Below are 25,877 nucleotides of genomic sequence, written 5' to 3'. Positions count from 1 at the left end.
GGCGGACGACGGGGACAGGGCGACCAGCCGCACGTCAGCCTCTCCTGGGCCCGCAGCCTGTTCGCGTGACGCGACTCTGGAGGTCAGAACCATTCGCTCTCGCGCACCTGGCGCATCGCCTCACGACGCGTGTCGGCGGGCAGGCGCGAGAGATACAGCATCCCGTCGAGGTGATCGGTTTCGTGCTGGAGCGCCTGCGCCAGCAACCCCTCGCCCTCGAGCACGACCTCCGCGCCGTCGAGGTCGACGCCCACGACCTTCGCCCACGGGTAACGGATGGCATCGTGCCAGAGACCCGGGACCGAGAGGCATCCCTCCCCCACCGCCTCCGGCTCGCCGCGCGTCTCGACGAGCACGGGGTTCAGCACGTAGCCGACGTCGCCGTCGATGTTGTAGCTGAAGGCCCGGAGGCCCACCCCGATCTGGGGGGCGGCCACCCCGGCCCGACCGGGCAGCTCAACGGTGTCGATGAGGTCCTGCACGAGAGCACGGACACCGTCGTCGATCCGACCGATGGGCGTACTGACGGCGCGCAGAACCGGGTCGCCGAACAAGCGGATCGGACGCACGGTCATGCGGCGGCCGCCGGGGATCGCAGCCCCTCGACCACGGCCGCGGCGAGCTCGCGCGCCGCCTGCCTGGTCGAGGGCTGCAGGTCGCGGAAGGTGATGGCGCTGCCCGCGGCGATGCGGGCGTCGTACGGCATCCGGATGACGGTGCGCACCCGCGAGCGGAAGTGCGCCTCGAGTTCGCTCTCGCGTACGAGAGGGGCGCCCGGCCGCGAATTGTTCAGGACCACCACGGCGTCGCGCACGCGCGCGGCGTACCCGTTGGTCTCGAGCCAGGTGAGGGTTTCGGACGCGAGGCGGGCCTCGTCGACGGAGAGCCCCGCGACGATCACGACGGTGTGGGCGAGTTCGAGGGTCGCCCCCATCACCGAGTGCACGATGCCCGTGCCGGTGTCGGTCAGCACGATCGAGTAGTAGTGCGCGGCCACGTCGGCGACGCGTCGGTAGTCGTCGTCGCTGAACGCCTCCGACACCCGCGGATCGGCATCGGATGCCAGCACGTCGAGGCGTGTGGCGTCACGGGCCACGATCGAGGAGACGTCGTGGTAGCCGGCGACCTCGTCGTGGGAGCGCACGAGATCCCGCACGGTGCGGCCGTTCGGACGACCGACCCGGTCGGCGAGCGTACCGCGGTCGGGGTTGGCGTCGACGGCGATGATGCGGTCGTCGCGGGCATCGGCGAGGGCCATTCCCAACAGCGACGTGACGGTGGTCTTGCCGACGCCACCCTTGCGCGAAAGCACCGGCACGAAGCGCGCACCACCGGAGAGGGGCGCGGCGATGCGCTGGTCGAGGTCTTTGCGATCACGGGCACGGCGCCCGTCGCCGAGATTGATGCGGTGTCCGGACACCGAATAGACGAGCTGCTGCCAGAGTCCCTCGGGCTCGGGCTTGGAGATCTGGCGAGGATCGAGCAGACGGTCTGCGGTCAGCAGGTCGGAGCTCTCGCGGGCGTCGTCGATCTCGCCGATGCGCTTCGACGTCAGCGTGACCTCGGGCGCGGGCGTGCGGACGCGTTCCATCGCGTGCGCGCGGTCGACGCGCGCGGCCTCGTCGGCGGCGCGTGCGGCCTCATCGGCCTGGTGCGCGCCTCGGCGCGTGAGCGGAAGGGTGCCGATCGCCCCCGTCGCCGCGCGCTCGGCGCGGGTGGCGGGCACGGACCCGGTCGTCGGCGCCGCGTCGGATGCGGCCGCAACGGGGCCGGTCGCGGGAGCGGTCACCGACGCGGGAGCGTCACCGGTCGAAGGAGCCGCCTCCGTGGGGGTGGGTACCGGGCCGGTCGACGCGGCGCCGGTGCGCTGCGGTGCCGGGTGCGTCGTCGCCGACGGTCCCGCGCTCGCCGATGCGGTCGCCTCCACCACGGGGGTTTCTTCGTCGGATGCCATGTCGTCCTCCTCCGGGGCCGTTGCCGACCCGCTTGCGGGTTCGTCCGTCTCGACCGCGGAGGCGGACACGGCGTCGTCGTCGTCGGTGCGGCTCCGGTCGGAAGCCGGAACCCACGGCGCGTGGGTGAGAGCGGTGCCGCCTGCCGCGGCATCCCGAACCGCGGGTGCACCCGAAGGCTCAGGGGCTTGCTCGAGGCCGTGCGCGCTCTCCGGCAGCGGGACGTCGGTCACGCCGGCTGCGGGGACCTCGTCGGGATCGGCGGCGTCGGCCTCGAACAGCTCGACATCGTCGACGATCTCGGCGTCGCGCAGGTCGGCCGCGCGGACGTCTTCTCGCGTACCGGCGTGATCGAAGCCGACAGCGTCTCGGCCGGGCTCGGGGGCCGCGTCGTGACCGCCGTCGCGCTGGTCGGCGTCATGGGGAGCCTCCGCCTCGTGCCTGGACTCCTCCTGGTGGGCGTGCGCCGTGTGGGCGCCCGTGCCGGAAGAATCCCCGTACTCGGCGGCTTCCGGCTCGTGGGCGTCGTTCACGTCGAGGTGCTCAGCGTCATACGCCTCGGCGTCCTCGGCGACGTGCGCGCCCGCGTGCTCGGCCTCGTGCGTCTCGGCGTGCGCGACGGCGTCATCCGCGTCGTGGGTCTCGGTGTGCCCGACCCCGTGCGCGTCGACGTCGTTCTCGGCGTCGCGGGGATCGGCGTGCTCGGAGTCGGACGTACCGGCGTTCCCCGCGTCGTGCGTCTCGGCGTTCTCCGCGTCGGACGTACCGGCGTTCCCCGCGTCGTGCGTCTCGGTGTTCTCCGCGTCGTGCGTCTCGGCGTGCGCGACGTCGTCCGTCTCCGCGTTCTCGACATCCCCGACGTGCGGGTACCGGGTCTCGGCGCCGTGCTCGTCGTCGACGAGCTCGGCATCCTGCACATCGTGGTTCTCGTCGTCGTACGTCGATGCGGTGTCGTCGGAGCCGTCGTGGGGCTCGAGGATGATGTCGCCGGTGGGCAGCAGTTCGACGTGGTGCACCTGGGCGATCTCGCGATCGCCGTTGTCGGAGCGTCGCTCGTACGGGGTGTCGAGGAGGGGACGATCGGGGTCGTCGATGGGAATCTCGTCTTCGATCACGTCGTCGTCGATGTCGTCGTCGCCGGTCACGGGCAGGTCGACACTGACCTGAGCGATGTGCCCACCGAGGATCGTGATGCTGGCGGTATCGAGGTTCCCGCTCTCGTCGAGGACGCCGTGCTCGGCGTTCTCGTCGGGGTTCGCGTCGGTGCGGTCGGGGGTCACTGCAGTCTCCAAACGGGAAGAGGGCGCGAAAGCGCCCCCTCCCAGGCTACTGCGACGGGCGGATCACCAGCAAAAGGTCTCCTGCTTCGACCTGTTGTGTGCTACTGATCGCGACACGCTCCACGATTCCCTCGACGGGCGAGGTGATCGCCGCCTCCATCTTCATCGCCTCGATGGACGCGACCGCCTGGCCCGCCGCCACCCGGTCGCCCGGGCTCGCCTTCATCGTCACGACGCCCGAGAAGGGCGCGGCGACCTGACCGGGCTTCGAGGTGTCGGCCTTCTCTGCCTGGCGCGCCTCGACATCGATGGAGCGATCGCGCACGAACACCGGGCGCAGCTGGCCGTTGAGGGTCGTCATGACCGTGCGCATGCCCTTGTCGTCGGCGTCGCCGACGGCCTCGAGCCCGACGAACAGCTGCACGCCCCGCTCGATCTCGACGACGTGCTCCCCACCCGCACGCAGCCCGTAGAGGTAGTCGGCGGTGTCGAGCACGCTGAGATCGCCGTAGTTCGCACGCATCTCTTCGAACGTCCGGGTCGGCCCGGGGAACAGCAGTCGGTTAAGGCGGGCACGTCGATCGCCCGACTCCCCCGCGAGGGCGGCGGTGTCGTCGTCGGTGAGCGGGGTGACGCCGATCTTGGCATCCCGGCCCGCCAGCACCTTGGAGCGGAACGGTTCGGGCCAACCGCCCGGCAGGTCGCCGAGCTCGCCCGCCATGAACGACACGACCGAGTCGGGCACGTCGTACTTCTCGGGGTTCTGTTCGAAATCGGCCGGGTCGGCCTTGACGGCGGCGAGGTGCAGGGCGAGATCTCCCACGACCTTCGACGACGGGGTGACCTTCGGCACGCGCCCGAGAATGCGGTCGGCCGCGGCGTACATGTCCTCGATGAGCTCGAAGTCGTCGGCGAGGCCCAGGGCGATGGCCTGCTGGCGCAGGTTCGACAGCTGACCGCCCGGGATCTCGTGGCGGTACACGCGGCCCGTCGGACCGGCCAGACCCGACTCGAACGGGCGGTACAGGTGACGTACCGCCTCCCAGTAGGGCTCGAGGTCGCTCACGGCTCCGAGGTCGAGACCCGTGTCGCGCTCGGTGTGCGCGAGGGCGGCGACGAGCGCCGACAGCGACGGCTGGCTGGTCGTGCCGGCCATGGGAGCGGCGGCGGCGTCCACGGCGTCCGCCCCCGCTGCGGAGGCGGCCAGCAGCGTGGCGAGCTGTCCGCCGGCGGTGTCGTGCGTGTGCACGTGCACGGGCAGGTCGAACCTCTCGCGCAGCGCCGAGACGAGCTTCGCGGCCGCGGTGGGGCGCAGCAGACCCGCCATGTCCTTGATCGCGAGCACGTGCGCGCCCGCATCGACGATCTGCTCGGCGAGGCGCAGGTAGTAGTCGAGGGTGTACAGGCTCTCGGCCGGGTCGAGCAGGTCTCCGGTGTAGCAGACGGCGACCTCGGCGACGGCGGTGCCGGTGGCGAGCACGGCGTCGATCGCCGGCCGCATCTGCGACACGTCGTTGAGGGCGTCGAAGATGCGGAAGATGTCGACCCCGGATGCCGCGGCCTCGGCGACGAACGCGTCGGTGACCTCGGTCGGGTATGGGGTGTAACCGACGGTGTTGCGCCCGCGCAGCAGCATCTGGATCGCGATGTTGGGCAGCGCTTCGCGGAGGGCGTCGAGGCGCTCCCACGGGTCTTCGCCGAGGAAGCGCAGTGCGACGTCGTACGTCGCCCCGCCCCACGCCTCGATCGAGAGCAGACCCGGGGTCAAGCGGGCGACGTGCGGGGCGACACGCACGAGGTCGCGGGTTCGCACGCGCGTGGCCAGCAGCGACTGATGCGCGTCACGGAAGGTGGTCTCGGTGACCGCCAGGGCGGTCTGCTCGCGCAGCGCCCGGGCGAATCCCGCGGGACCGAGCTCCTGGAGGCGCTGGCGCGAACCCGCCGGGGCGGGTGCCGCGAGGTCGAGACGCGGGAGCTTGGCGCCGGGGTCGATCGAAAGCGGGTTCTCGCCGTTGGGGCGGTTGACCGTGGTGTCCACGAGCCACGACAGGACCTTCGTGCCGCGGTCCTTCGACTCGCGTCCGCGCAGCAGTTCGGGGCGCTCATCGATGAACGAGGTGCTGAGATCGCCGGCGACGAAGGCCGGGTCGTCGAGCACCGCCTGCAGGAACGGGATGTTCGTCGAGACCCCGCGGATGCGGAACTCGGCCAGCGCGCGTCGGGCACGCGCCACTGCGGCGGGGAAGTCGCGGCCACGGCACGACAGCTTCGACAGCATGGAGTCGAAGTGCGGGCTCACCTGGGAGCCGGCTGCCGTGGTGCCGCCGTCGAGGCGGATGCCGGCGCCGCCGGGCGAACGGTAGGTCGTGATCTTGCCGGTGTCGGGGCGGAAGCCCTGCGTGGGGTCTTCGGTCGTGATGCGGCACTGCAGGGCGGCGCCCCGCAGGTGGATGTCGTCTTGGAGAAGGTGCAGGTCGGCGAGGGTCTGGCCCGCGGCGATCCGCATCTGCGACTGCACGAGGTCGACGTCGGTGACCTCCTCGGTCACGGTGTGCTCGACCTGGATGCGCGGGTTCATCTCGATGAAGACCACCTCGCCCGTGCGGGGGCCCGCGGTCTCGAGCAGGAACTCCACCGTGCCGGCGTTCTGGTACCCGATCGAGCGGGCGAAGGCGACGGCGTAGCGGTGCAGGTCTTGACGCACCGCGTCGTCGAGGTTGGGGGCCGGAGCGATCTCGATGACCTTCTGGTGGCGCCGCTGCACCGAGCAGTCGCGTTCGAAGAGGTGCACCGTCTCGCCCGTGGCGTCCGCCAGGATCTGCACCTCGACGTGACGCGGGCGCTGCACGGCCTGCTCGAGGAACATGCGGGGGTCGCCGAAGGCGCTCTGCGCCTCGCGCATCGCCTCAGCCAGCGCGGGGGCCAGCTCCCCCATGCTCTCGACGCGGCGCATGCCGCGCCCGCCACCACCGGCGACGGCCTTGGCGAAGATCGGGAAGCCGATCTCTTCCGCTTGCGCCAGCAGCGCGTCGATGTCGTCGGAGGCCGGCGTGGAGCGCAGCACCGGGACGCCGGCGGCGATCGCGTGCTCTTTGGCGGTGACCTTGTTGCCCGCCATCGACAGCACCTCGGCGGGCGGGCCGATGAACGTGATGCCGTGAGCAGTGGCCTTCTCGGCGAGCTCCGGGTTCTCGGACAGGAAGCCGTACCCCGGGTAGATGGCATCCGCCCCGCATTCGCGCGCGACGCGGATGATCTCGTCGACGTCGAGGTAGGCGCGCACGGGATGACCGCGCTCGCCAATCTGGTAGGCCTCGTCGGCTTTCAGCCGGTGGAGCGATGCGCGGTCTTCGTAGGGGTAGACCGCGACGGTGCGGGCTCCCACCTCGTAGGCGGCGCGAAACGCTCGGATGGCGATCTCGCCGCGGTTGGCGACCAGGATCTTCGAAAACATGCGCACCTCAGGTCGATCTGGCGGGGCTGAATGTGCTCACAGCCTAGGGGAAGGTAACGTGGACTCTCGTGCACGTACTCTCCGTCAGCTCTCTCAAAGGCGGGGTCGGCAAGACGACCGTGACACTCGGGCTGGCTTCCGCAGCCTTCGCACGTGGCGTTCGCACTCTCGTCGTCGACCTCGACCCGCAATCCGACGTGTCGACCGGCATGGACATCTCGGTGGCCGGCCGTCTCAACATCGCCGATGTCCTGGCGAACCCGAAAGAGAAGGTCGTGCGTCAGGCGATCACCTCCAGCGGGTGGGCCAAGGTGCATCCCGGCACCATCGACGTGCTGATCGGCAGCCCGTCGGCCATCAACTTCGACGGCCCGCACCCGAGCGTCCGCGACGTCTGGAAGCTCGAGGAGGCCCTGGCCACCATCGAGAGCGAGTACGACCTCGTGCTCATCGACTGCGCCCCCTCGCTGAACGCCCTCACGCGCACCGCGTGGGCCGCGAGCGACCGCGTCGTCGTGGTCACCGAGCCGGGACTGTTCTCCGTCGCCGCCGCCGACCGCGCCCTCCGTGCGATCGAAGAGATCCGTCGCGGCCTCTCGCCGCGCCTGCAGCCGCTGGGCGTGGTGGTCAACCGCGTGCGGCCGCAGTCGATCGAGCACCAGTTCCGCATCAAAGAGCTGCGCGACATGTTCGGTCCCCTCGTGCTCAACCCTCAGCTGCCCGAGCGCACCTCGCTCCAGCAGGCGCAGGGTGCCGCGAAACCGCTGCACGTGTGGCCCGGCGACTCCGCGCAGGAGCTCGCCGCCGACTTCGACGCGCTGCTCGACCGGATCGTCCGCACCGGCCGCATCCCCGTCGCCAACGAGGCACCCCAGGCCTGAGCCCTCCTCCGCCGGCGGCGCGCGCCGCTCGTCGTACCGCGCCGTTCGTCGTACCGCGCCGGCCGTCGTGCCGCGCCGGCCGTCGATGGCAGGCGTCGGCCGTGGCCGCAGTCCCCGTGTCGATGGCGCGCGGAGCCGGTCGAGGACGCTCTCCAGGTGCGAGAGAAACGGCTCCGCCGGCAGAAACACGTCGCCGAGGTGTTTCTTCCCGACAATCGCGTTTCCCGAGCTACGACACCGCCGCCCGCGCACTCCCCCCACGGCCGCAAGAAACGGCACCCACGGCACGACACGCGTCGCCGAGGTGTTTCTTCCCGCCGATCGCCTTTCTCGAGCTACGACGCCCCGATCGCGCACTCCCCCCCACGGCCGCGAGAAACGGCCACCCGCCGCAAGACACGCGTCGCCGAGGCGTTTCTTCCCGCCGATCGCGTTCGTCGCGGAGCCGCCACGACTTCGACGACGAAGACCGCAGGATGCCGAGGCGACCGGGGGTCGAAGACGACGCGGACGCGTCAGGCGGTGCGTGCGGCGCGACGCGCGGCGAGCTCGTCGACAGCGTCGGGCTGAGCGGTCTCGAAGTCGACGAGGGTGGATTCGACCTCGCGCAGGACCTTGCCGACGGCGATACCGAACACGCCCTGGCCGCGGCTGACGAGGTCGATGACCTCGTCGTTCGAGGTGCAGAGATACACCGAGGCACCGTCGCTCATCAGCGTCGTGCCTGCCAGATCGCGGATGCCGGCGACGCGCAGCTGCTCGACGGCGGTGCGGATCTGCTGCAGCGAGATGCCGGTGTCGAGCAGGCGCTTGACGAGCTTGAGCACGAGGATGTCGCGGAAGCCGTAGAGACGCTGCGAGCCGGAGCCGCTCGCGCCTCGGACGGTCGGGACGACCAGTTCGGTACGCGCCCAGTAGTCGAGCTGGCGATAGGTGATACCGGCCGCACGCGCGGCGACGGCCCCGCGATAACCGGTGTCGTCATCCATTTCGGGTAGACCGTCGGTGAAGAGGAGGTCTGCGGCGAACCGAGGTTCACCGAGTGCGTCGCCAGCTTTCATGCTCGCGTCCCTCCTGTTCGGTTCGTTGCTTCCACGCTAGATCAGCGAGGGTTCCCCGGCAATGACATCCGCTCCGAGACGCGCGGCGTGTCGCACTCAGGAGAGCATCCGGTCCAGGGCGTCGCGGACGAACATGGTGCGCACCTCGTCGAGGCGAGCCGCCAGCTCGGGAGCGAGCTCGCTCGCGCGCGCCCGCGACGGCGCGTCGGGGCGGCGGAGAAGCGCCGACAGCGCCGACTCGACCAGCGACACCTCGCGCTCGGCGCTCTGGCGCAGAGCCCGCACGTGGCGCGGTTCGATGCCGTGTCGGTCGAGGGCGACGAGGGCCCGCAGCAGCGCAACCGTCTGCTCGGGGTAGCTCTCGGCGCCGATGATGACGCCGGTGCCCACGGCGTCATTGAGAAGCTGGGGTCCTGCGCCGGCGGCGGCGAGCAACTCGTCGCGACGGTACCGGCGCGGGGCGCTCGTCATCGACGGGATAGACGTGGGCGGCGCGGGATTCCGACCGGCGTCGAGGTCGGCGAGATAGTCGCGGATGACGACGAGCGGCAGGTAGTGATCGCGTTGGAGCGTCAGAGCCAGACGCAGGCGTTCGAGATCTGCGGGCGAGAACTTGCGGTACCCCGACTCGGTCCGCGTGGGCGAGACGATGCCCTGCACCTCGAGGAAGCGCAGCTTGCTGGAGGTGAGCGCGGGGAAGTCGGGCGTCAGGCGCGCGAGCACCTGCCCGATACTCAGCAGCCCCGCAGCCGTCTGACGACTACGGGACGGGGCTGCCGCCATCAGTGCTCTGCCGCGGGCAGATCGACGGGCGAACCGAAGAAGTTCAGGCGGAACTTGCCGATGCGCACCTCGCTGCCGTTGACGAGCGCGGCGCGGTCGACACGCTCGCCATTGACGTAGCTGCCGTTGAGAGAGCGCTGGTCGACGATCTCGAAAGACGTTCCCGTGCGCGTGATCTCGGCGTGTCGACGCGAGACCGTGACGTCGTCGAAGAACAGGTCTGCCTCGGGGTGGCGGCCGACGGTGGTGATGTCGGTGTCGAGCAGGTAGCGGGCACCGGTGGTCGGCCCGGAACGGACGATCAGCAGGGCGGCACCCGACGGAAGGGCGCCGATCGCCTCGACCTCGGCCTCGGTGAGGTCTGCACCGAAGGGGACGAACGACAGGTCGGCGTCGTGGGTCTGGGTCGTGTCGTGCGAACCGGCGGCGGCGGCTTCGCCTGCACGCCGGATGTCGTCTCGCTCGAATCGGCTGGTCTCGTCCACGGCTTCTCCTTCTCATTCACCATAACCGACCGGTTCGCACCGGAAGGGCGACCGGCCTCGAGCGGGCCATGATGATGCGTGATGTGTCTCGGCCCGTCGATACCGGCACCGCGGTTCGGGGCGCGAAACGGTCGACGAGACACTCGAACCTATCGACCCGAGCACGCCCCTGTCGAGTCCGGGGGCCGGTGCGCGTCGGGCTCCGAGTCCTGCGCAGAGGGGCAAGGCTCCCAGGCCCCTCCTCGTCTGTCCTCATTAGGGTCGGAGCATGAGGTCCTCCCAGGCGCCGCGCCGGCGCACCCTTCCCGCCGTCCTGGCCGCCGCGTTCCTGGCCGCCGCAGCCTTGCTCGCGCCGGCCCTTCCGGCTGCGGCGCACGACGAACTGATCGCGACGGACCCGACCGCCGACGCGGTGCTCGAGTCGCTGCCGGCGCAGATCACACTCTCCTTCAGCGCTGACGTGCTCCCCGACGCGGGCGCGACGGTGGTCGAGGTGACCGACGCCTCGGGCGCGTCCCTGACCGACGGCACGCCCGAGGCCGCGGGCGCCGAGGTGACGCAGGCGCTGGCGGGCCCGGCATCCGGTGCCGTCACCGTTCGCTGGCGCGTGGTGTCGAGCGACGGCCACCCCATCGACGGCGAATTCGCGTTCTCGGTCCCGACCGCCTCTCCCACCCCGACACCGTCCGCATCCCCGACCGCCTCCCCCGTCGCGTCGGCGACCGAGGAGGCGACGACCGTCGCGTCGGCCGAACCCACCGCGGCCCCCGTCGAGACGGCGGCTCCGGCGTCTCCGCTGCCGTGGATCCTGATCGTCGTGGCGCTGGTGATCGTGGCGGGCGTGCTGGTGTATGTCTTCGCGTCGCGGGGAGCGCGGAAGACCGCCGGAGGCGGCACCGCCGGGCGATAAGCTGGAGCCATGCCTCATTACGATCTGGTCATTCTTGGTGCGGGTCCCGGCGGGTACGTCGCCGCCGTCCGCGGCGCACAGCTCGGACTGTCGGTCGCGATCGTCGAAGAGAAGTACTGGGGCGGTGTGTGCCTCAACGTGGGCTGCATCCCCTCGAAGGCGCTCCTGCGCAACGCCGACCTCGCGCACACGTTCCACGCGAAGGCCGACCTGTTCGGCATCTCGGGCGACGTGCACTTCGACTTCGGCAAGGCGTTCGACCGCTCGCGCAGCGTCGCCGCCGGCCACGTCAAGGGCATCCACTACCTGATGAAGAAGAACAAGGTCACCGAGTACGAGGGCCGTGGCTACTTCGCCGACGATCACACGATCGATGTGACCAAGACCGATGGCTCGAAAGAGCAGGTCACCTTCGACAACGTCATCATCGCCACGGGCTCGACCGTGCGCCTGCTGCCCGGTGTCACCTTGAGCGAGAACGTCGTCACCTATGAGGAGCAGATCCTCACCCGCGAACTCCCCGAGTCGATCGTCATCGTCGGCGCCGGCGCCATCGGCATGGAGTTCGCCTACGTGATGACGAACTACGGCGTGAAGGTCACGATCATCGAGTTCCTCGATCGCGCCCTGCCCAACGAAGACGCCGAGGTCTCGAAGGAGATCCAGAAGCAGTACAAGGGCTACGGCGTCGACATCCTCACCTCGACCAAGGTCGACTCGGTCACCGACCACGGCGACAAGGTCACTGTCGCTTACACGGCGAAGGACGGCTCGCAGGGGTCGATCGACGCCGGCCGCGTGCTCATGTCGATCGGCTTCGCGCCGAAGGTCGACGGCTTCGGCCTCGAGAACACGGGCGTGAAGCTCACCGAGCGCGGCGCGATCGACATCGACGACCACATGCGCACGAACGTGCCGCACATCTACTCGATCGGTGACGTCACCGCCAAACTGCAGCTCGCCCACGTCGCCGAGGCGCAGGGTGTGGTCGCCGCCGAGACGATCGGCAAAGCCGAGACGCAGACGCTGGGCGACTACCGCAACATGCCGCGCGCGACGTTCTGCAACCCGCAGGTCGCCTCGTTCGGTCTCACCGAGCAGCAGGCGCGCGACGCCGGCCACGACATCAAGGTCTCGAAGTTCCCCTTCTCGGCCAACGGCAAGGCGAACGGCCTCGGCGAGCCGGTCGGCTTCGTCAAGCTCGTCGCCGATGCCGAGACGCTCGAGCTCATCGGTGGCCACCTCATCGGCCCCGACGTGTCCGAGCTGCTGCCCGAGCTCACGCTGGCGCAGAAGTGGGACCTGACGGCGCTCGAGGCCGCCCGGAACGTCCACACGCACCCGACACTGTCGGAGGGCCTGCAGGAGGCGTTCCACGGCCTCACGGGTCACATGATCAACCTCTGATCGACAGAGCGACGAAGGCCCGCCCGGTTCACTCGGGTCGGGCCTTCTGTCGTTCTCACGGTGGAAAAGCCCGACGCCCCGCGAAACGGTGCCTCGCGTGCGCGCACCAGGTCGCCCGGCGAGATGCCGCATCGGCGCTCCGCGTCGGAGGTCGGGCGGGGGTCAGTGACCGAGAGCCCGGGCGAGTTTGGATCCGGATGCCGCGTGCCGACCGCCCGCGGCGAACACCGCCGCGTCGACCGCGGTGAAGAACTCTGCGCGTCCCTGATCGTCTGCGGGGGCCGCGGGGCCGAGCTCGACCTCCCACTCGCGCCACGCGGACTCGACGCCGCGACGCTCGTCGCGCGCCCGCACACGGTCGTCGACGAACTCCGCGACCACCTCGCCGTCGACGTCGAGAAGGTCGTACGCCGTGCGATTGTTGCGCACGCGCGCGAGCGGGGTGAACGGTGGCGCGGCGATCGAGGCGACGGCATCCTGAACCGCCGGAGGCACCACGGGGTCGGCCTCGTCATCGGCGATGTCGCCGAGCGGCCACTGACGTTCGCTGCGCCCCGCGCCCTGCGCCGGGCCTTTCACATGCCACCCCTCGTCGGGACCGCCGCGCCGGCGGCGGACCGCCACACCGGCGCGGGCGAGCTCGGCGTCCGTGGTGTCGACGTAGCGCGCGTCGAGATCACGGGGCTCGGGATCACCGACCCGTGCGACACCGGGCAACGCCGACCAGTCCGGGAGCGGCGTGGCGTCGTCGACGTCGTACTTCGCCTCGACCTCGACGCTCGACGCGCCGTGGTCGGCTTCACTCAATCGTCGCGTCCGTCGGCGTCGGGGTTGATGTCTTCGGTTTCCTCCGTATACGCGAAGACCGTCTCGGTGGGGCCGTCGGACTCACCGGTGTTCGTCGGCTCGCCCTGGCGGCGATAGACCAGCTGGCCCTCGCTGTAGGGCATGATCAGCGTGTCGTCGGAGTCGTTCTCGAGCGGGAGGACCTGCCCGTCGAGCGGGCCTCCGGTCAGTCGTGCAATAGCCATGTTGAAAGCGTAGACCGCGACCCCGACACCGCCCGGCACCTTGACAGTGCTCGCCTAGAATCGCTCGGGTGACATGGACGGACCTGCCCGGCGAGCGCCCATTCGTCCTGCTCGCCACCCGAGCCGAGGATCTCCCGGCCGACGAGGAGTACGCGCTCTTCCTCCGCTACACCGGGCTGCCGCCCGAACGCCTGCGCCGCATCCGCCTGGAGCGCGACCCGATGCCCGCTCTGGATCTCGACGACGTCGCCGGCATCATGGTCGGGGGAAGCCCCTTCAACGCCTCCGACCCGTTCGAGAAGAAGTCGTCGGTGCAGCGACGGGTCGAGGCCGAGATGGCCGCGCTGCTCGACGAGGTCGTCGCCCGCGACCTGCCGTTCCTGGGGGCCTGCTACGGCGTCGGCACCCTGGGGACGCATCTGGATGCCACCATCGACGGCACGTTCGCAGAACCCATCAGCGTGGTCGAGGTGACCCTCACCGATGAGGGGCGCGGCGACCCGTTGGCGGCGGGGCTGGCCGACACGTTCGCGGCGTTCGTGGGGCACAAGGAGGCGATCACGGCACTACCCGGGGCGGCGGTGCTGCTGGCGTCCTCCCCCACGTGCCCGGTGCAGATGTTCCGTGTGGGTCGAAACGTCTACGCGACGCAGTTCCATCCCGAGCTCGACGTCGACGGCATCGTCACCCGCATCCACGCCTACGCGGACTACGGATACTTCGCCGCCGACGAGCTGGAGACCACTCTCGCGGCCGTACGCCGTGCGCCCGTGACGGCACCGTCGCGCATGCTGCGCACCTTCGTCGAGCGCTACGCGAGGTAGCCGCCCCCACTCGCGGAACGAGCGGGGTCGTCCACCGCTGCTCCCGGGGACGGGCGCTGTCGTCGGCCCATGCCCGCGCCAACGAGCGCGCTGAACCGCCCCGGGCGGTTGCGAGCGCCCCTTCAGAGCCGGTGACGCGCCGGTACCCGCACCACCGCGATCGGCGCGGTCGCCGCGGGGTGCGCACGGCGAAGTGCGGGCTCGAGCCCGAGGTCGACGAGGTGCACGCGACCCGAGAGGTCGGGACCACGGCCGAGCACCAGCCCGGCCTTGACGGCCCCGAACGTGACCGTGACGTCGGCGGGGAGCACGGCGCCCTCCGCCGTCCCGTCGTCGGGGTCGAGGCCGCTCGGCAGGTCGACGGCGACGACGCGCGGACGCTCGGGGAGGGCGAGGAGGGCTTCGACGAGCGCGCGGGCGGAGCCGCGGAGGCGGCGGTCGCTCAGCCGTCCGATCCCCAGGATGCCGTCGAGCACCAGGGAGTACCCGCTCAGTCGGGCGGACACGTCGCTGGCCGAGACCACGCGCGCGCCGGCGGCGGTCGCGGCATCCAGCGCACCGCGGTGCACGCGGTCGCGCACGAGCACCACGTCGACCCGATCCGCCCGGTCCGCGAGGTCGGCGGCCGCGTAGAGAGCGTCGCCGCCGTTGTCACCGGCGCCGGCGAGCACGAGCACGGCACCGGGGGCTGCGAGCAGCTCGCCGGCGACGATCTCGGCCAGGGCCTCAGCCGCCCACCTCATGAGGGGTCGTCCCTCGGCGAGGAGGGGAGCCTCGGCGGCACGGACCGCGTCGGCGGTGTAGGCCGCGGTGCGCGGTGCGGCGGGCGTGGCTGCACGCTCGCGGTCCTCAGCCGGGCTGTCAGACATGAGTCGTCGATCCGGGGGCGGCGCCGTCACCGGAATCGGTCGGTGTCTCAGACATCGCTCTTCGCCCGCGCGTCACGTTCGGCGTCGGTTTCTCGTGCCGCCGCTTCGGGGTCGGTCTTCGTGAGGGTCTCGCGCTCCTTCGCCTCGGCTTCGCGCGCGGCGTTGAGTTCGCCGAGGGCGGCGCTCATCGCCTTCTCGGCACGCCGGACGCGGAATTGGATCATCGTCGCGGCACCGTACTTGGCCCGCACGCGATCGTGGTCCTCCTCGGTGGCGACCGTGATGTACGCGCCGGCGATGAGGATGACCTGGCTCGACAGGTTCAGCCACAGCAGGAGGGCGATGAGCGAGGCGAAGGTGGCCAGCAACGGGTTGCTGCTCGCGCCCCCGACGAACAGTCCCGACAGCTGCTGCAGCACCACGAGGCCCAGGCCGCCGATCAGTGCGCCGCGGATCAGGGTGCTCCTCCGGGCGCGCACCCCCGACAGCAGCGCGAAGGCGGCGGCGATCGCGGCGGAGTCGAGGGCGAGCACGACGAGCGTCGACAGCAACCAGGTGAGGACCGCGGTGACCCAGGAGTCGGCGGAGACACCGAGCAGTTCGCGGACGAACGTGAGTCCCGCCGTGGCAAGGAAGGTGACCGCCGCGCCCGCGACGAGGGCGAGACCGATCCCTACCGCGAGGGCGAGGTTGCGCAGGAGTACCCACACGATGAGGGTGTCGTCGGTGGTGACGCCCGCGATCTGCCGTAGAGCGGCACGCAGCGACCCGATCGCGCCGATGGCGGCGCCGATCAGACCCAGAGAGCCGAGGATGCCGGCGAGCGTGAGTCCGGCCGGCGCCTCGATGTCCTCGATCTTGATCAGTCCGTTCTCTCCGACGAGCCCCGGGACCACGCTGTTCACCGACCGCACGAGGGCGCTCAGCCCCTCGGGGTTGCCGGCCAGCCAGAGGGACGCGAACGAGAAACCGATGAGCACGGCGGCGAACAGGCTGAACAGCGTGCGATAGGTGACGCTGTCGGCCAGGCTCGGACCGCGCGCCCCCGAATAGACGAGGAAGGCGCGCACGAGGCGGAGCGACAGCGCCCACGCGGTGACGCGACGGATGAGGTCGAGCATGGGCTCAGCGTATCGACGCGGGCGCGAACGGTCCCGCAGGGTTGACCGCGGCGCGCGGGCGGGACAGAGCCGCCCGATCCGGGCCGCGCACGCGATCCGCGCCGCTGCCCCGCGACGCACTCGATCCGCACCGCTGCCCCGCGACGCACCCGATCCGCACCGCTGCCCCACGATGCACCCGATCACGGACCCGCGAGCAAGCGCCCCCACGCGCCCGCCAGCAGATACGGTCCGAACGCGATCGACGCACCGCGCACGCCTGCGAGCAGGGCGCCGGACGCAGCGACCCCGCCTGCGATGAATCCCAGTGCGATCCCGGATGCCACCGCCTCGGGGCCGACCCACCCGAGCACCGCGCCGCAGAGCCCCGCGAGCTTGACGTCACCGCCGCCGAACGCTGCGGGCTGAGCGAGGTGCACCGCGAGGCAGGCGAGGAACGCCGCCGCCGCTCCGCCGGCGACCCCCACTGCACGCACCGGCTCTCCGATCGTTGCGGCCGCTCCGCCCAGCAGCATCAGCACCCCTCCGGCGCCGGGCACGAGGATCGCGTCGGGCAGGCGGTGGGTGCGGGCGTCGATCACGGCGAGCACGACGCCGAGCACCGCGAACACCGTCAACGCGGGGGCGAGGGCCCATGGCATCCGGGATCTCAGGCGTCGAGCACGACGAGGTCGACCACGATGGTCGCGCCGGGGTCGATCCCCTCGGCGTCACGCACCGCGCGCTTGAGCGGGAGGACGTAGACGGAACCTGCCTGCGGGAAGATCGACGTGCGCCAGCTCGACCCACCGATCGTGGCCTCGACCCGCACGCCCCCGAAGCCTCGGCGGTACGTCTGCGTCTCACGGATGTCGGCACTCAGCTCGGGCGGCAGGGCGACGAAGTACCAGTCGCTGTCGCTGCGGGCCTCCCAGCGGAACACGTCGCCGTCGAATCGCACGATCACACGGGCCTCCTCTCGTCGCGGTCACCCTACTCCGGGCCTCGGACGCCGGCGGAGCGCCGTCCCCTGGGGAGAAGGCGTCCCCGCGTCCGACTCGTCAGGGACCGACCGTCGACCGCCCGCGGCGAAGCACCCGTGAGGTGACGGCCGCATCGGCCGCGGCGGCGACCAGCACCGCGCTCGCGTAGACGACGAGGTCGCGCGCGTCGAAGCCCGTGCCGAGCACCAGCGCGATCGGCGGTATCCGCTCGGCGAGCGCGACCGGGAGTCCGCTCAGCTGCAGCAGCTCGACGAAGACGCACCACCCGGTGGCCGCGATCGCGAGAATCAACCGCCGCACCCGAGGCAGGAGCAGGACGAGTCCCGTGTAGACGGCGACGGCGTAGAGGGCATCGCCGGCGATGTCGGTGGCCGCCGATGACGGCAGGACCTTCGCGGCGACCAGCCCCGCTGCCACGACCACGACCAGCGCCGCCAACGCGACGAGACGACGGCGCGCGGGCGTCATACCGGCACTCCGGCCGCACGGGCGGGTTCCGCGTACGCGCGGGCCAGCGTGGCGACGGTGTCGTGCGCGTTCAGGCCGCTGGGATTGGGCAGCACCCACGTGGGCACGTCGGCGATCGACTCCTCCTGTCGCCCGGCGACGGCGCGGGGGCGCCGGAACCCCTGTCGATACGCCGTGAGACCCACGACGGCCACCACCCGCGGACGCCACGCCGCGACGCGATCCACGAGCGCTGCGGCCCCGGCGCGCAGCTCGTCGCGCGACAGTTCGTCGGCGCGCGCGGTCGCACGGGCGACGAGGTTGCTCACCCCGACGCCGGCGTCGAAGATCATGCGACGATCGTCTTCGCCCAGCTCCTCGGCGTATCGCGGTAGCCGGGGCAAGACGCGCGCCTCCACGAGCGCGGGCCAGAACCGGTTGCCCGGACGCGCGAACGGGGTGCCCGTCGCCGCCGTCCAGAGCCCCGGGTTGATGCCCACGAAGAGCAGACGCACCCCCGGCTCGACGAGGTCGGGGATGGTGGCATCCCGGAACGACTCCAGCTCGGCGCGCGTGAATCCCATGAGACCACTATGACCACTACCCCGGGTGGCGGCTGAGCGTCTGCCAGGATCTGAGGAATGGATGCCGTGCCCGCCCTGACCGAGATGCCCGCGCCGCAGTACGTCCTCGTCGGCGACAATGTGCGCCTGGCGACGTACACCTGGGGTGACCACGAGGCCGATCCCGTGCTGTGCGTCCACGGCTTCGGCTCGAGCACGCGCGACAATTGGGTCAACACCGGTTGGGTGCGCGACCTGCTGCGCGCCGGTTTCCGCGTGGTCGCCGTCGACCAGCGCGGCCACGGAGCGAGCGAGAAGCCGTTCGACGCCGCGTCGTACACGATGCCCACCCTGGTGTCCGACCTCGTCGCCGTGCTCGACACCTACCTGCTCGATTCCGTCCGCTACCTCGGGTATTCCCTGGGCGGTCGTGTCGGCTGGCAGCTCGCCGTCGACGCGCCCGAGCACGTCGAGCGGGCGGTGCTCGGCGGCATCCCCGACGGTCGCCCCCTCGCGCGCCTGAAGGTCGAACAGGCCCGCGCGTTCCTCGACCACGGGACCCCGGTCGACGACGCCACGACCCTGCGCTACGTCTCGCTCGCCGAGCGGGTTCCCGGCAACGATCTGCGAGCCCTGGTCGCGATCGCCGAGGGTATGCGCCTGGGCGAGACCGATCCCGATCCGACGTCGCCGCCGCAGCAGCCGGTGCTGATCGCCACGGGCACCGAGGATCCGATCCACGACCAGTCGGCGCGCCTGGCCGCACTGCTGCCGCACGGCGAGTTCTCCGACATCCCCGGGCGCCACCACGTCAACGCCCCCGGTGCGCGCACGTTCCGCGAGGCCGGTCTGGAGTTCCTCGCGCGCGAGGTCTGAGGCGCACGCCCCCATCGCCCCGCGCAGCGAATACCGCGGCGCGGCGGGGCGAGCACCCGCCGCCCGGGCGGGCGGGGAGCGACCGTCACTCCGAGAACGACGGTTTCCGCGTTGTTACGCCTCCGTGAATGTCGAGATCATCATTGTTATCGGCTCGGCTGCGCTGATACCGTCGCCCATCATGAGCATCTCGGCCGAACGTACCACCGTTCTCGATGGTCTCTCCAAGGCGATCGTGGAGCAGTTGCAGGAGGACGGGCGCCGCTCGTACGCGGAGATCGGCAAGGCCGTGGGCCTCAGCGAGACCGCGACGCGCCAGCGAGTGCAGAAGATGCAGGATGCCGGCATCCTGCAGATCGTCGCTGTCACCGATCCGCTGCAGCTGGGGTTCGCGCGACAGGCCATGATCGGCGTGCGCGTGTCGGGTGACACCCGGGTCGCGGCCGCCCAGATGACGGAACTCCCCGGTGTGACGTACGTCGTCTCGACCGCGGGGTCGTTCGACCTCCTCGTCGAGGTCGTGTGCGAGAGCGACGACGACCTCATCGACCTGCTGAACGACCGCATCCGCTCACTGCCCGGCGTCGTCTCGACCGAGACGTTCGTCTATCTCAAGCTCCACCGTCAGCTCTACAACTGGGGAACACGATGACCCTTCTCGACACCGACCAGAACTCCACTCTCCAGGCGAAAGCCCGCGACCACCTCTGGATGCACTTCTCCCGTCAGTCGGTGATGACCGACGGCCCCGGCGTTCCGATCATCGTCAAGGGCGAGGGCCACCACATCTTCGACTCCACCGGGAAGCGCTACATCGACGGCCTCGCCGGGTTGTTCGTGGTCAACGCCGGTCATGGGCGGCGACGCATCGCGCAGGCGGCGGCGAAACAGGCCGAGGAGTTGGCGTTCTTCCCGCTCTGGTCCTACGCCCACCCCGCCGCGATCGAACTCGCGGAGCGCCTCGCGAACCTCGCCCCCGGCGACCTCAATCACGTCTTCTTCTCGACGGGCGGCGGCGAGGCCGTCGAGACCGCGTTCAAGCTGGCGAAGCAATACTGGAAGACCCAGGGCAAGCCCTCGAAGCACAAGGTGATCTCCCGTGCGATCGCCTACCACGGCACGACGCAAGGCGCCCTGGCGATCACGGGCCTGCCCGTCATGAAGCACATGTTCGAGCCCGTCACGCCGGGGGGCTTCCGCGTGCCGAACACGAACTACTACCGCGCCGAGGAGTCGGGCTTCGGGGGCGGCACCCCCGAGGAGTTCGGCCTGTGGGCCGCCGACCGCATCGAGCAGATGATCCAGTTCGAGGGGCCCGAGACGGTCGCCGCGGTCTTCCTCGAACCGGTGCAGAACGCCGGCGGATGCTTCCCGGCCCCGGCGGGGTATTTCCAGCGGGTGCGCGAGATCTGCGACAAGTACGACGTGCTGCTCGTCTCCGACGAGGTCATTTGCGCCTTCGGTCGTCTCGGGCACTACTTCGGTGCCAGCGCGTACGACTACCAGCCCGACATGATCACCTTCGCCAAGGCCGTCACGAGCGGCTACTCGCCGCTGGGAGGCACGATCATCAGCGATCGCGTCTACGAGCCCTTCGCGCACGGCGACGCGTCGTTCCCGCACGGCTACACCTTCGGCGGACACCCGGTGTCGGCCGCGGTGGCACTGGAGAACCTCGACGTCTTCGAGGAGGAGGGGCTTCTCGAGAACGTCCGCACGAACTCCCCCGTCTTCCGCTCGACGCTGGAGCAGCTCCTCGACCTGCCGATCGTCGGTGACGTGCGCGGAGACGGCTACTTCTTCGGCATCGAGCTCGTGAAGGACAAGGCCACCAAAGAGACCTTCGACGACGACGAGTCGGAGCGATTGCTGCGCGGCTTCCTCTCGAAGGCCCTCTTCGAGGCGGGACTCTACTGCCGCGCCGACGACCGTGGCGACCCCGTCATCCAGCTCGCCCCGCCCCTGACCATCGGCCCGTCCGAATTCATCGAGATCGAACAGATCCTCCGCGCGACCCTCACCGAGGCGGCGAACCGTCTCTGACAGACCGGGGATGCCGAGCCCACCCCGTTCGGCATCCTCACCCGCCCCTGCTCCACGGCCCGACCCCGGCCGACACGTCCGCTCCCACTCAGAGCGGTGCTCCGCGTGCTGTACCCCGCCATCAGCCCCACGGACGCGACACCGATCGCGCACCGCACCCGCTCGCGCGACACCCGATCGCGCCCCGCACCCTCTAGGAGGAGCCACGAACGACAACATCGCCGCCCCGACGGCCACGTCCGGCTCGGCAGCAAAGCTCGCCCGCACCCTCGGCCTCTGGTCGATCGTGGGTCTCGGCCTCGGCTACATGACCCCGACCGTCGTCTTCGACACCTTCGGCCTCGTCGCCGAGGAGACGAACAACGTCGTCCCCGCGGCCTACGCGGTGGCCCTCATCGTGCTCGCCTTCACCGCCGTGAGCTACGGCAAGATGGTCCGCGTCATCCCGAGCGCAGGCTCGGCCTACACCTACGCGCGGGAGTCCATCCACCCCGGCGTCGGCTTCGTCGTCGGGTGGACCGCTCTCACCGACTACCTGCTGCTGCCCATGGTCAACGCGCTGATCCTGCGCAGCTACATGGAGGCGCTCTTCCCCGACGTCCCCGGCTGGCTCTGGGTCGTCGTCTTCACCGCGGGCGTCACCGGAGTCATCTACCTGACGATGCGCGGCACCTCGAACATCAACATGATCCTGCTGGTGTTCTCCATCCTCGTCATGACGGTCTTCGTCGTCATGGTGGTGGTGCAGCTCGTGGGCGGCGCGGGCGCGGGGACGCCCGTCTCGCTCGCGCCCTTCGTCCACGACGACGTGCAGTTCGGTGCCGTCCTGGCGGGCGCCACGATCGTGTGCTTCTCCTTCATCGGCTTCGACGCGGTGTCGATGTACTCCGAGGAAGCCAAGACGCCCAAGATCATGCCCCGCGCGATCCTCCTCACGCTCGTGGCCGGAGGCGTCATCTTCCTCATCGCGGCGTACGTCACCCAGCTGCGCTTCCCCGACGCGTCGGCGTTCCCGACCGAAGCGATCGAGAACAGCACCCTGCCCGAGATCGGCGTGCAGGTCGGCGGCCCGGTGCTGCAGGCCGTGCTGACTGCTGCCGGGTTCGCCGCGACCCTCGCGTCATGGCTCGCCTCGCACGCGTCGGTCTCGCGGATGCTGATGGTGATGGGGCGCAACAACGTGCTGCCCCGTCGCATCTTCGGCTTCGTCAACCCGAAGACGCACACCCCGACGATCTCGATCGTCATCGTGGGTCTCGTCAGCCTGCTGGCGATCTCGTTCACCCTCGAGCAGATCGCGGCGTACATCAACTACGGCGCGCTCGTGGCCTTCACCTTCGTCAACGTCTCGGTGATCGCATGGTTCGCCATCCGCAAAGGGCTGCGCAAGACCCCGGGCGACGTCTTCCGCTACATCGTGATGCCGGGGATCGGCGTGCTCCTCACGGGCCTGCTGTGGGTCAACCTCGACGCGCACGCGCTCATCGGCGGTCTCATCTGGACCAGCCTCGGCGTGGTGTACCTCGTCATCCTCACGCGGGGTTTCCGCCGCCCGATCGCCTCGTTCGACGAGAACCAGCCGGTGACCGGCGTCAACAAGACGGTCGCCGGGCCGCGCTCGGAGGTGTGACCCGCGCCGGGGGCGTGGCGCCGGTGACCGGATGCCACTCCCCCGGCGTTCCCGGAGTCCGTGCGACGGCCCCTCAGCCCGGCGCGCTCGCGGTCACCGGATCCGTCGTGACCAGCGCCCCTGACGGCATCCGCGCCGTACCCGTGATGATCACCGTGTACGCGTGCCCCGGCTGCGGGTCGGTGAAGACGGTCGACGAGCGTGAGCCCGCGACGGTGACCGGGTACTCCCGCCCCGTGGTCGTGTCGGTGACGGTGAGCGCGAACGAGGTGAACGAACCGATGTCGTTGGTGGTCCACGCGATAGCGAGACCGGCGGCGTCCGCGGAGACCGTGAGCGTGGCGATGCGGGGAATGCCGGCAATGGCGGCCACGAGGTCGGGCGTGCCGGCGGGGAGGCCTGAGATGTGCCCCGTCGCGGCCGCGGTGGTGAGTTCCTGCTGCACCTCCGCCGTCGCCCACGTGGGGTAGAGCTGAAGCAGTCGGGCGGCGAGTCCCGCGACGTGGGGAGACGCCATCGAGGTGCCGCTGATGGTGTTGGTCGTCGAGCCGATCCACGTCGAGGTGATGTCGGAGCCCGGGGCGAGGATGTCGACGCACGAGCCGAAGTTGCTGTACCAGGCGAGAGCCCGCTCCGTGTCGAACGCTCCCACGGTCAGGGGTGCGGGAGCGCTCGCCGGGGAGACGTTGCACGCGTCCTGCGCCTCGTTGCCCGCGGCCACGACGACGGCGAACCCTGCCTCGACGAGGTCGTCGGCGAATTCGTCGACCAGGCTGATCTGGGGACTTCCCAGGCTCATGTTCACCACCGACTGCGCGGAGTCGTTGTTCTGCTCGATCCAGAGCATCCCGTACAGCACGTCGATGATCGATCCCGTGCGGCCGCACCCCAGCACGCGGACCGGCACGATCCTCACGTCTTTCGCGACCCCGTAGGTGGTGCTGCCGATCGTGCCGGCGACGTGGGTGCCGTGACCGTTGCAGTCCTCGGTTCCGCGACCGTCGCCGACCTCGTCGTGACCGGCGGCGGCATCCACACGCCCGCCGAAATCAGGATGGTCGGACTGCACCCCGCTGTCGACCACGAACGCGGTGACCCCCGCACCGGTCGAGTCGTACAGGTAGGCGTTGTCGCCGACGGCGCTCGAGTTGTCGACCGCGTCCAGCCCCCACGAAGGAACCGGCGTCTGGGCCTGGTCGGCGGAGACAAGGTCGTTCGGGATGACCGTGGCTTCGGGGAGCGCGTCACGCACCGCGGCGACGTCGGTCTCGCGGACGGCGGCGTAGGCCACGTCATCGAGCGTGCGGGGGCTCACCACCGTGACACCGGGGAGGGACTGCAACTGCTCGAGCCGGTCGGCGGGGACCGCGACGAGGTCGTACGCCAGTTTGATCCGCAGGCGCTCCTCGTCGGTGGCATCCGCGGGGATGCCGAGGGGTGCCGACCAGGCTTCCGTCGGCGCGGGGCTCGGTGTCGCGGGGGCGGGCTGCGCCGCACGTACCTCGGAGGTCGGGACCGACCGCGTGTCGTCGACGATCGGACGGATCGCGGAGCCCACGCCGGCGACGACGAGCAGCACACCGAGGAGGCCGAGCGCCCCCCACCGGCGCCTGTGGGTGGGTCGGTGACGCTGCGACACGGGGTCTCCTTCTGATTCGTTCAGCACGACGCCACCGCCGAGGTAAGGGGCACGACGACGCGCGTGGCCCCGCGCGATGCGGGCGACGGGGCCCCGACGGCGGTGACCTCGGAGGCGACGAGTCCGACCCCGTCCTGGTAGATGTCGGACCCCACGCGGAACAGGTCGGCACCCAACGGCGTCGCCCCCGAGGGGACGCCGCGGGCCGCCCGCACGGCGTTTCCCGACACCATGAGCAGCGCGGCATCCCCCGTCGCCCGGACGATCGGGAGTAGCCGCTCGCCGGCGAAGAATGGATTCGGGGTGAGGGCGCCCCACGCGGAGACCCCGGATGCCACCACCCCCGTGCCGAACGCGGAGGTGCCGTCCCAGCTGACGCGGTAGATCGCGCCCGCGGCGAAGAACAGGTCGTCGGCGAGGGGTGTGGCACCCGCCGGCGGGCCGCCGGCGGATCCGAACTCGAATGCCGTCCGGGTGTCGCCGTCGGGCAGGCGCAGGAGCCGCGGCGAGCCGTCGGTCGCGCGATACGGCAGATACGAGCGCCCCGCGGCATCGGCGTCGTGATCGACGAGCTGGCCGCAGAGGTCGACGTCGGACGCGACGAGACCGCCCGCACGGTGAAGCGCAGAGCCGGAGAGGAACAGGTCCGCGGCGACCGGTGCCGCTCCCGACGGGACGCCCGCGACAGCGGTGACCGCGCCGGAGACGGTGTCGAAGACCGCCGCGCTGCCGTCGACGCGCCGCAGCGGCAGCAGGAACGCGGTGGCGTCGTCGACCGCGGGCGCGAGGGCCCCGACGGCGTCGATCCCGGTCGCGACGGCGCCCACGCCCGCGCGGTAGAGCACGCCCGACGACAGGTACAGGTCGAGGGCCACGGGCGACGCGCCGACCGGAACGAGGGAGGCGTCGGCGAGCCCCCGCGGAGACGACAGCAGGCGCGCATCGAACGACGTCAGCGTCGCCGTCGCCCCCGTCGCCCCTGAGGTGGTGGCGGCGATGCTCCCGACCGCCCCGCCCGCCGGAACGTGGACCGATCCGCACGCGGCGGAGCCGTCGGCCCCGGTCAGGATCACCGCGGTGACGGCGCCGCCGTCGAAGGTGTATCCCCCGGCCAGCTGCAGCGTCACGCTCGCTCCGGCGACGGCGTCGACGCCGTCGGAGAGACGCACGACGACGTCGGTGAGGACGGCGCAGGCGACGCCGGCATACGACGTCGACGAGAACGACAGCACGGGACCCGAGACCGCCGCCGCCGGCGACGCCGCGACGAGAGCGATCGCCGGAACCGCCCACGCGGCGGCGTGGAGGACCGCGCGACGACCGGGAGCCGCGTGCGGGACCGCGCGATGACCGGACACGGTGGCATCCCGGTGCGAGGGATCAGAGGGGTGGGACACGGGTGGCGGTCCTTTCTGTGCCGACCGCACCGGGTGCGGGGCGGGGCGGGGCACGTCGCCGCGAGCATGCCCCACCGTCGGCGCAGTGCCCTCGCTCGTCGGACCGCGCGAGACGGGGTGAGGGCGGAGGAGGTGGCACCCTGTCCCGAGTCGGCGGGCTTCTCGCGCCCCGGCCACCGATACCCGCGCCGTCGTCCGATTCACCCGCCCCCTCGCCCGCCATGCGCGCGCCTCTCGAATC

The 25,877-nt window shown here is 70.9% G+C and carries 24 protein-coding genes; 8 read left to right on the top strand and 16 right to left on the bottom strand.

The window, feature by feature from the left end; all coding sequences use genetic code 11:
• Positions 1-83: 83 nt before the first annotated feature.
• Genes ACXKZF_RS05955 through ACXKZF_RS05945 form a run of 3 tightly spaced genes read right to left on the bottom strand, consistent with a single transcriptional unit; the run spans position 84 to position 6,686 of the window.
• The gene (locus tag ACXKZF_RS05955; RefSeq protein WP_488985685.1) at positions 84-575 is read right to left on the bottom strand and encodes a peptide deformylase; all 492 of its coding nucleotides are present in this window, start codon (positions 573-575) and stop codon (positions 84-86) included.
• Positions 572-3,232, bottom strand: a complete 2,661-nt coding sequence (locus tag ACXKZF_RS05950; RefSeq protein ID WP_488985684.1) for a MinD/ParA family ATP-binding protein — start codon at positions 3,230-3,232, stop codon at positions 572-574. Before ACXKZF_RS05950 ends, ACXKZF_RS05955 begins: the two co-directional genes overlap by 4 nt.
• A 46-nt stretch (positions 3,233-3,278) precedes the next feature.
• The gene (locus ACXKZF_RS05945; protein WP_488985683.1) at positions 3,279-6,686 is read right to left on the bottom strand and encodes a pyruvate carboxylase; all 3,408 of its coding nucleotides are present in this window, start codon (positions 6,684-6,686) and stop codon (positions 3,279-3,281) included.
• Positions 6,687-6,754: 68 nt separating this feature from the next.
• On the opposite strand from ACXKZF_RS05945, the gene ACXKZF_RS05940 reads away from it, so the two are divergent.
• Complete coding sequence (locus ACXKZF_RS05940) at positions 6,755-7,567, top strand: ParA family protein (protein ID WP_055957537.1); 813 nt, start codon at positions 6,755-6,757, stop codon at positions 7,565-7,567.
• 515 nt (positions 7,568-8,082) lie between these two features.
• On the opposite strand, the gene ACXKZF_RS05935 is transcribed toward ACXKZF_RS05940, so the two are convergent.
• The 3 genes from ACXKZF_RS05935 to ACXKZF_RS05925 all read right to left on the bottom strand — a co-directional run bounded on the left by ACXKZF_RS05935 (position 8,083) and on the right by ACXKZF_RS05925 (position 9,896).
• A complete protein-coding gene (locus ACXKZF_RS05935; protein WP_055957540.1) occupies positions 8,083-8,628 on the bottom strand; it encodes a MerR family transcriptional regulator in 546 nt (181 codons plus the stop codon).
• A 96-nt stretch (positions 8,629-8,724) separates the two neighbouring features.
• Positions 8,725-9,411, bottom strand: coding sequence for a transcriptional regulator FtsR (gene ftsR, locus ACXKZF_RS05930; RefSeq protein ID WP_055957544.1), 687 nt, complete (start codon positions 9,409-9,411; stop codon positions 8,725-8,727).
• Positions 9,411-9,896: an FHA domain-containing protein gene (locus tag ACXKZF_RS05925; RefSeq protein WP_082485019.1), complete on the bottom strand. Its 486-nt coding sequence runs from the start codon at positions 9,894-9,896 to the stop codon at positions 9,411-9,413. The genes ftsR and ACXKZF_RS05925 overlap by 1 nt, the downstream gene beginning before the upstream one ends.
• A 268-nt stretch (positions 9,897-10,164) precedes the next feature.
• Here ACXKZF_RS05925 and ACXKZF_RS05920 point away from each other — a divergent pair, with 268 nt between their 5' ends.
• Positions 10,165-10,806 (top strand): copper resistance CopC family protein, encoded by a 642-nt coding sequence (locus tag ACXKZF_RS05920; RefSeq protein WP_488985682.1) that lies wholly within the window; start codon positions 10,165-10,167, stop codon positions 10,804-10,806.
• Between the two features lie 9 nt (positions 10,807-10,815).
• Positions 10,816-12,213 carry a dihydrolipoyl dehydrogenase gene (gene lpdA, locus ACXKZF_RS05915; RefSeq protein WP_243222648.1) on the top strand — a complete coding sequence of 466 codons (1,398 nt, stop codon included), beginning with the start codon at positions 10,816-10,818 and terminating at the stop codon, positions 12,211-12,213.
• 162 nt (positions 12,214-12,375) lie between these two features.
• Here lpdA and ACXKZF_RS05910 read toward each other — a convergent pair whose 3' ends face one another.
• Together ACXKZF_RS05910 and ACXKZF_RS05905 are read right to left on the bottom strand one after the other, a co-directional pair.
• Positions 12,376-13,020 (bottom strand): CYTH domain-containing protein, encoded by a 645-nt coding sequence (locus tag ACXKZF_RS05910; RefSeq protein ID WP_488985681.1) that lies wholly within the window; start codon positions 13,018-13,020, stop codon positions 12,376-12,378.
• Positions 13,017-13,244 (bottom strand): hypothetical protein, encoded by a 228-nt coding sequence (locus ACXKZF_RS05905; protein ID WP_055959987.1) that lies wholly within the window; start codon positions 13,242-13,244, stop codon positions 13,017-13,019. Before ACXKZF_RS05905 ends, ACXKZF_RS05910 begins: the two co-directional genes overlap by 4 nt.
• A 68-nt stretch (positions 13,245-13,312) precedes the next feature.
• Between ACXKZF_RS05905 and ACXKZF_RS05900 the strand changes: the two genes are divergently transcribed.
• On the top strand, positions 13,313-14,068 hold the full coding sequence (locus tag ACXKZF_RS05900) for a glutamine amidotransferase (RefSeq protein ID WP_488985680.1): 756 nt from the start codon (positions 13,313-13,315) through the stop codon (positions 14,066-14,068).
• Between the two features lie 122 nt (positions 14,069-14,190).
• Here ACXKZF_RS05900 and ACXKZF_RS05895 read toward each other — a convergent pair whose 3' ends face one another.
• The 6 genes from ACXKZF_RS05895 to ACXKZF_RS05870 form a co-directional block, all read right to left on the bottom strand.
• Positions 14,191-14,937, bottom strand: a complete 747-nt coding sequence (locus ACXKZF_RS05895; protein ID WP_488985679.1) for an NAD(P)H-hydrate epimerase — start codon at positions 14,935-14,937, stop codon at positions 14,191-14,193.
• Between the two features lie 47 nt (positions 14,938-14,984).
• Entirely contained in the window at positions 14,985-16,058 is a 1,074-nt protein-coding gene (locus ACXKZF_RS05890; RefSeq protein WP_488985678.1) for a YihY/virulence factor BrkB family protein, read from the bottom strand.
• Positions 16,059-16,240: 182 nt separating this feature from the next.
• On the bottom strand, positions 16,241-16,699 hold the full coding sequence (locus ACXKZF_RS05885) for a prepilin peptidase (protein WP_488985677.1): 459 nt from the start codon (positions 16,697-16,699) through the stop codon (positions 16,241-16,243).
• An 8-nt stretch (positions 16,700-16,707) separates the two neighbouring features.
• Positions 16,708-17,004 (bottom strand): DUF1905 domain-containing protein, encoded by a 297-nt coding sequence (locus ACXKZF_RS05880; RefSeq protein WP_055957566.1) that lies wholly within the window; start codon positions 17,002-17,004, stop codon positions 16,708-16,710.
• Between the two features lie 94 nt (positions 17,005-17,098).
• Positions 17,099-17,509, bottom strand: a complete 411-nt coding sequence (locus ACXKZF_RS05875) for a ribosomal maturation YjgA family protein (RefSeq protein WP_488985676.1) — start codon at positions 17,507-17,509, stop codon at positions 17,099-17,101.
• Positions 17,506-18,072 carry a mismatch-specific DNA-glycosylase gene (locus ACXKZF_RS05870; protein WP_488985675.1) on the bottom strand — a complete coding sequence of 189 codons (567 nt, stop codon included), beginning with the start codon at positions 18,070-18,072 and terminating at the stop codon, positions 17,506-17,508. Before ACXKZF_RS05870 ends, ACXKZF_RS05875 begins: the two co-directional genes overlap by 4 nt.
• Positions 18,073-18,129: 57 nt before the next feature.
• Here ACXKZF_RS05870 and ACXKZF_RS05865 point away from each other — a divergent pair, with 57 nt between their 5' ends.
• From ACXKZF_RS05865 to ACXKZF_RS05850, 4 genes are all read left to right on the top strand, one after another.
• Entirely contained in the window at positions 18,130-18,927 is a 798-nt protein-coding gene (locus ACXKZF_RS05865) for an alpha/beta fold hydrolase (protein ID WP_055957576.1), read from the top strand.
• A gap of 181 nt (positions 18,928-19,108) precedes the next feature.
• The gene (locus ACXKZF_RS05860) at positions 19,109-19,579 is read left to right on the top strand and encodes an Lrp/AsnC family transcriptional regulator (RefSeq protein WP_055959993.1); all 471 of its coding nucleotides are present in this window, start codon (positions 19,109-19,111) and stop codon (positions 19,577-19,579) included.
• A complete protein-coding gene (locus tag ACXKZF_RS05855) occupies positions 19,576-20,970 on the top strand; it encodes an aspartate aminotransferase family protein (RefSeq protein ID WP_488985674.1) in 1,395 nt (464 codons plus the stop codon). Before ACXKZF_RS05860 ends, ACXKZF_RS05855 begins: the two co-directional genes overlap by 4 nt.
• 217 nt (positions 20,971-21,187) lie before the next feature.
• Positions 21,188-22,600, top strand: a complete 1,413-nt coding sequence (locus ACXKZF_RS05850; protein WP_314455193.1) for an APC family permease — start codon at positions 21,188-21,190, stop codon at positions 22,598-22,600.
• A gap of 73 nt (positions 22,601-22,673) precedes the next feature.
• Here ACXKZF_RS05850 and ACXKZF_RS05845 read toward each other — a convergent pair whose 3' ends face one another.
• Positions 22,674-24,239 carry a S8 family peptidase gene (locus tag ACXKZF_RS05845; protein WP_488985673.1) on the bottom strand — a complete coding sequence of 522 codons (1,566 nt, stop codon included), beginning with the start codon at positions 24,237-24,239 and terminating at the stop codon, positions 22,674-22,676.
• A gap of 20 nt (positions 24,240-24,259) precedes the next feature.
• Positions 24,260-25,636 carry a hypothetical protein gene (locus tag ACXKZF_RS05840; RefSeq protein WP_488985672.1) on the bottom strand — a complete coding sequence of 459 codons (1,377 nt, stop codon included), beginning with the start codon at positions 25,634-25,636 and terminating at the stop codon, positions 24,260-24,262.
• Between the last annotated feature and the right edge of the window lie 241 nt (positions 25,637-25,877).

The sequence above is a fragment of the Microbacterium sp. ABR10 genome (genome assembly GCF_057812175.1).
This window is presented reverse-complemented; position numbering and strand designations above follow the sequence as displayed.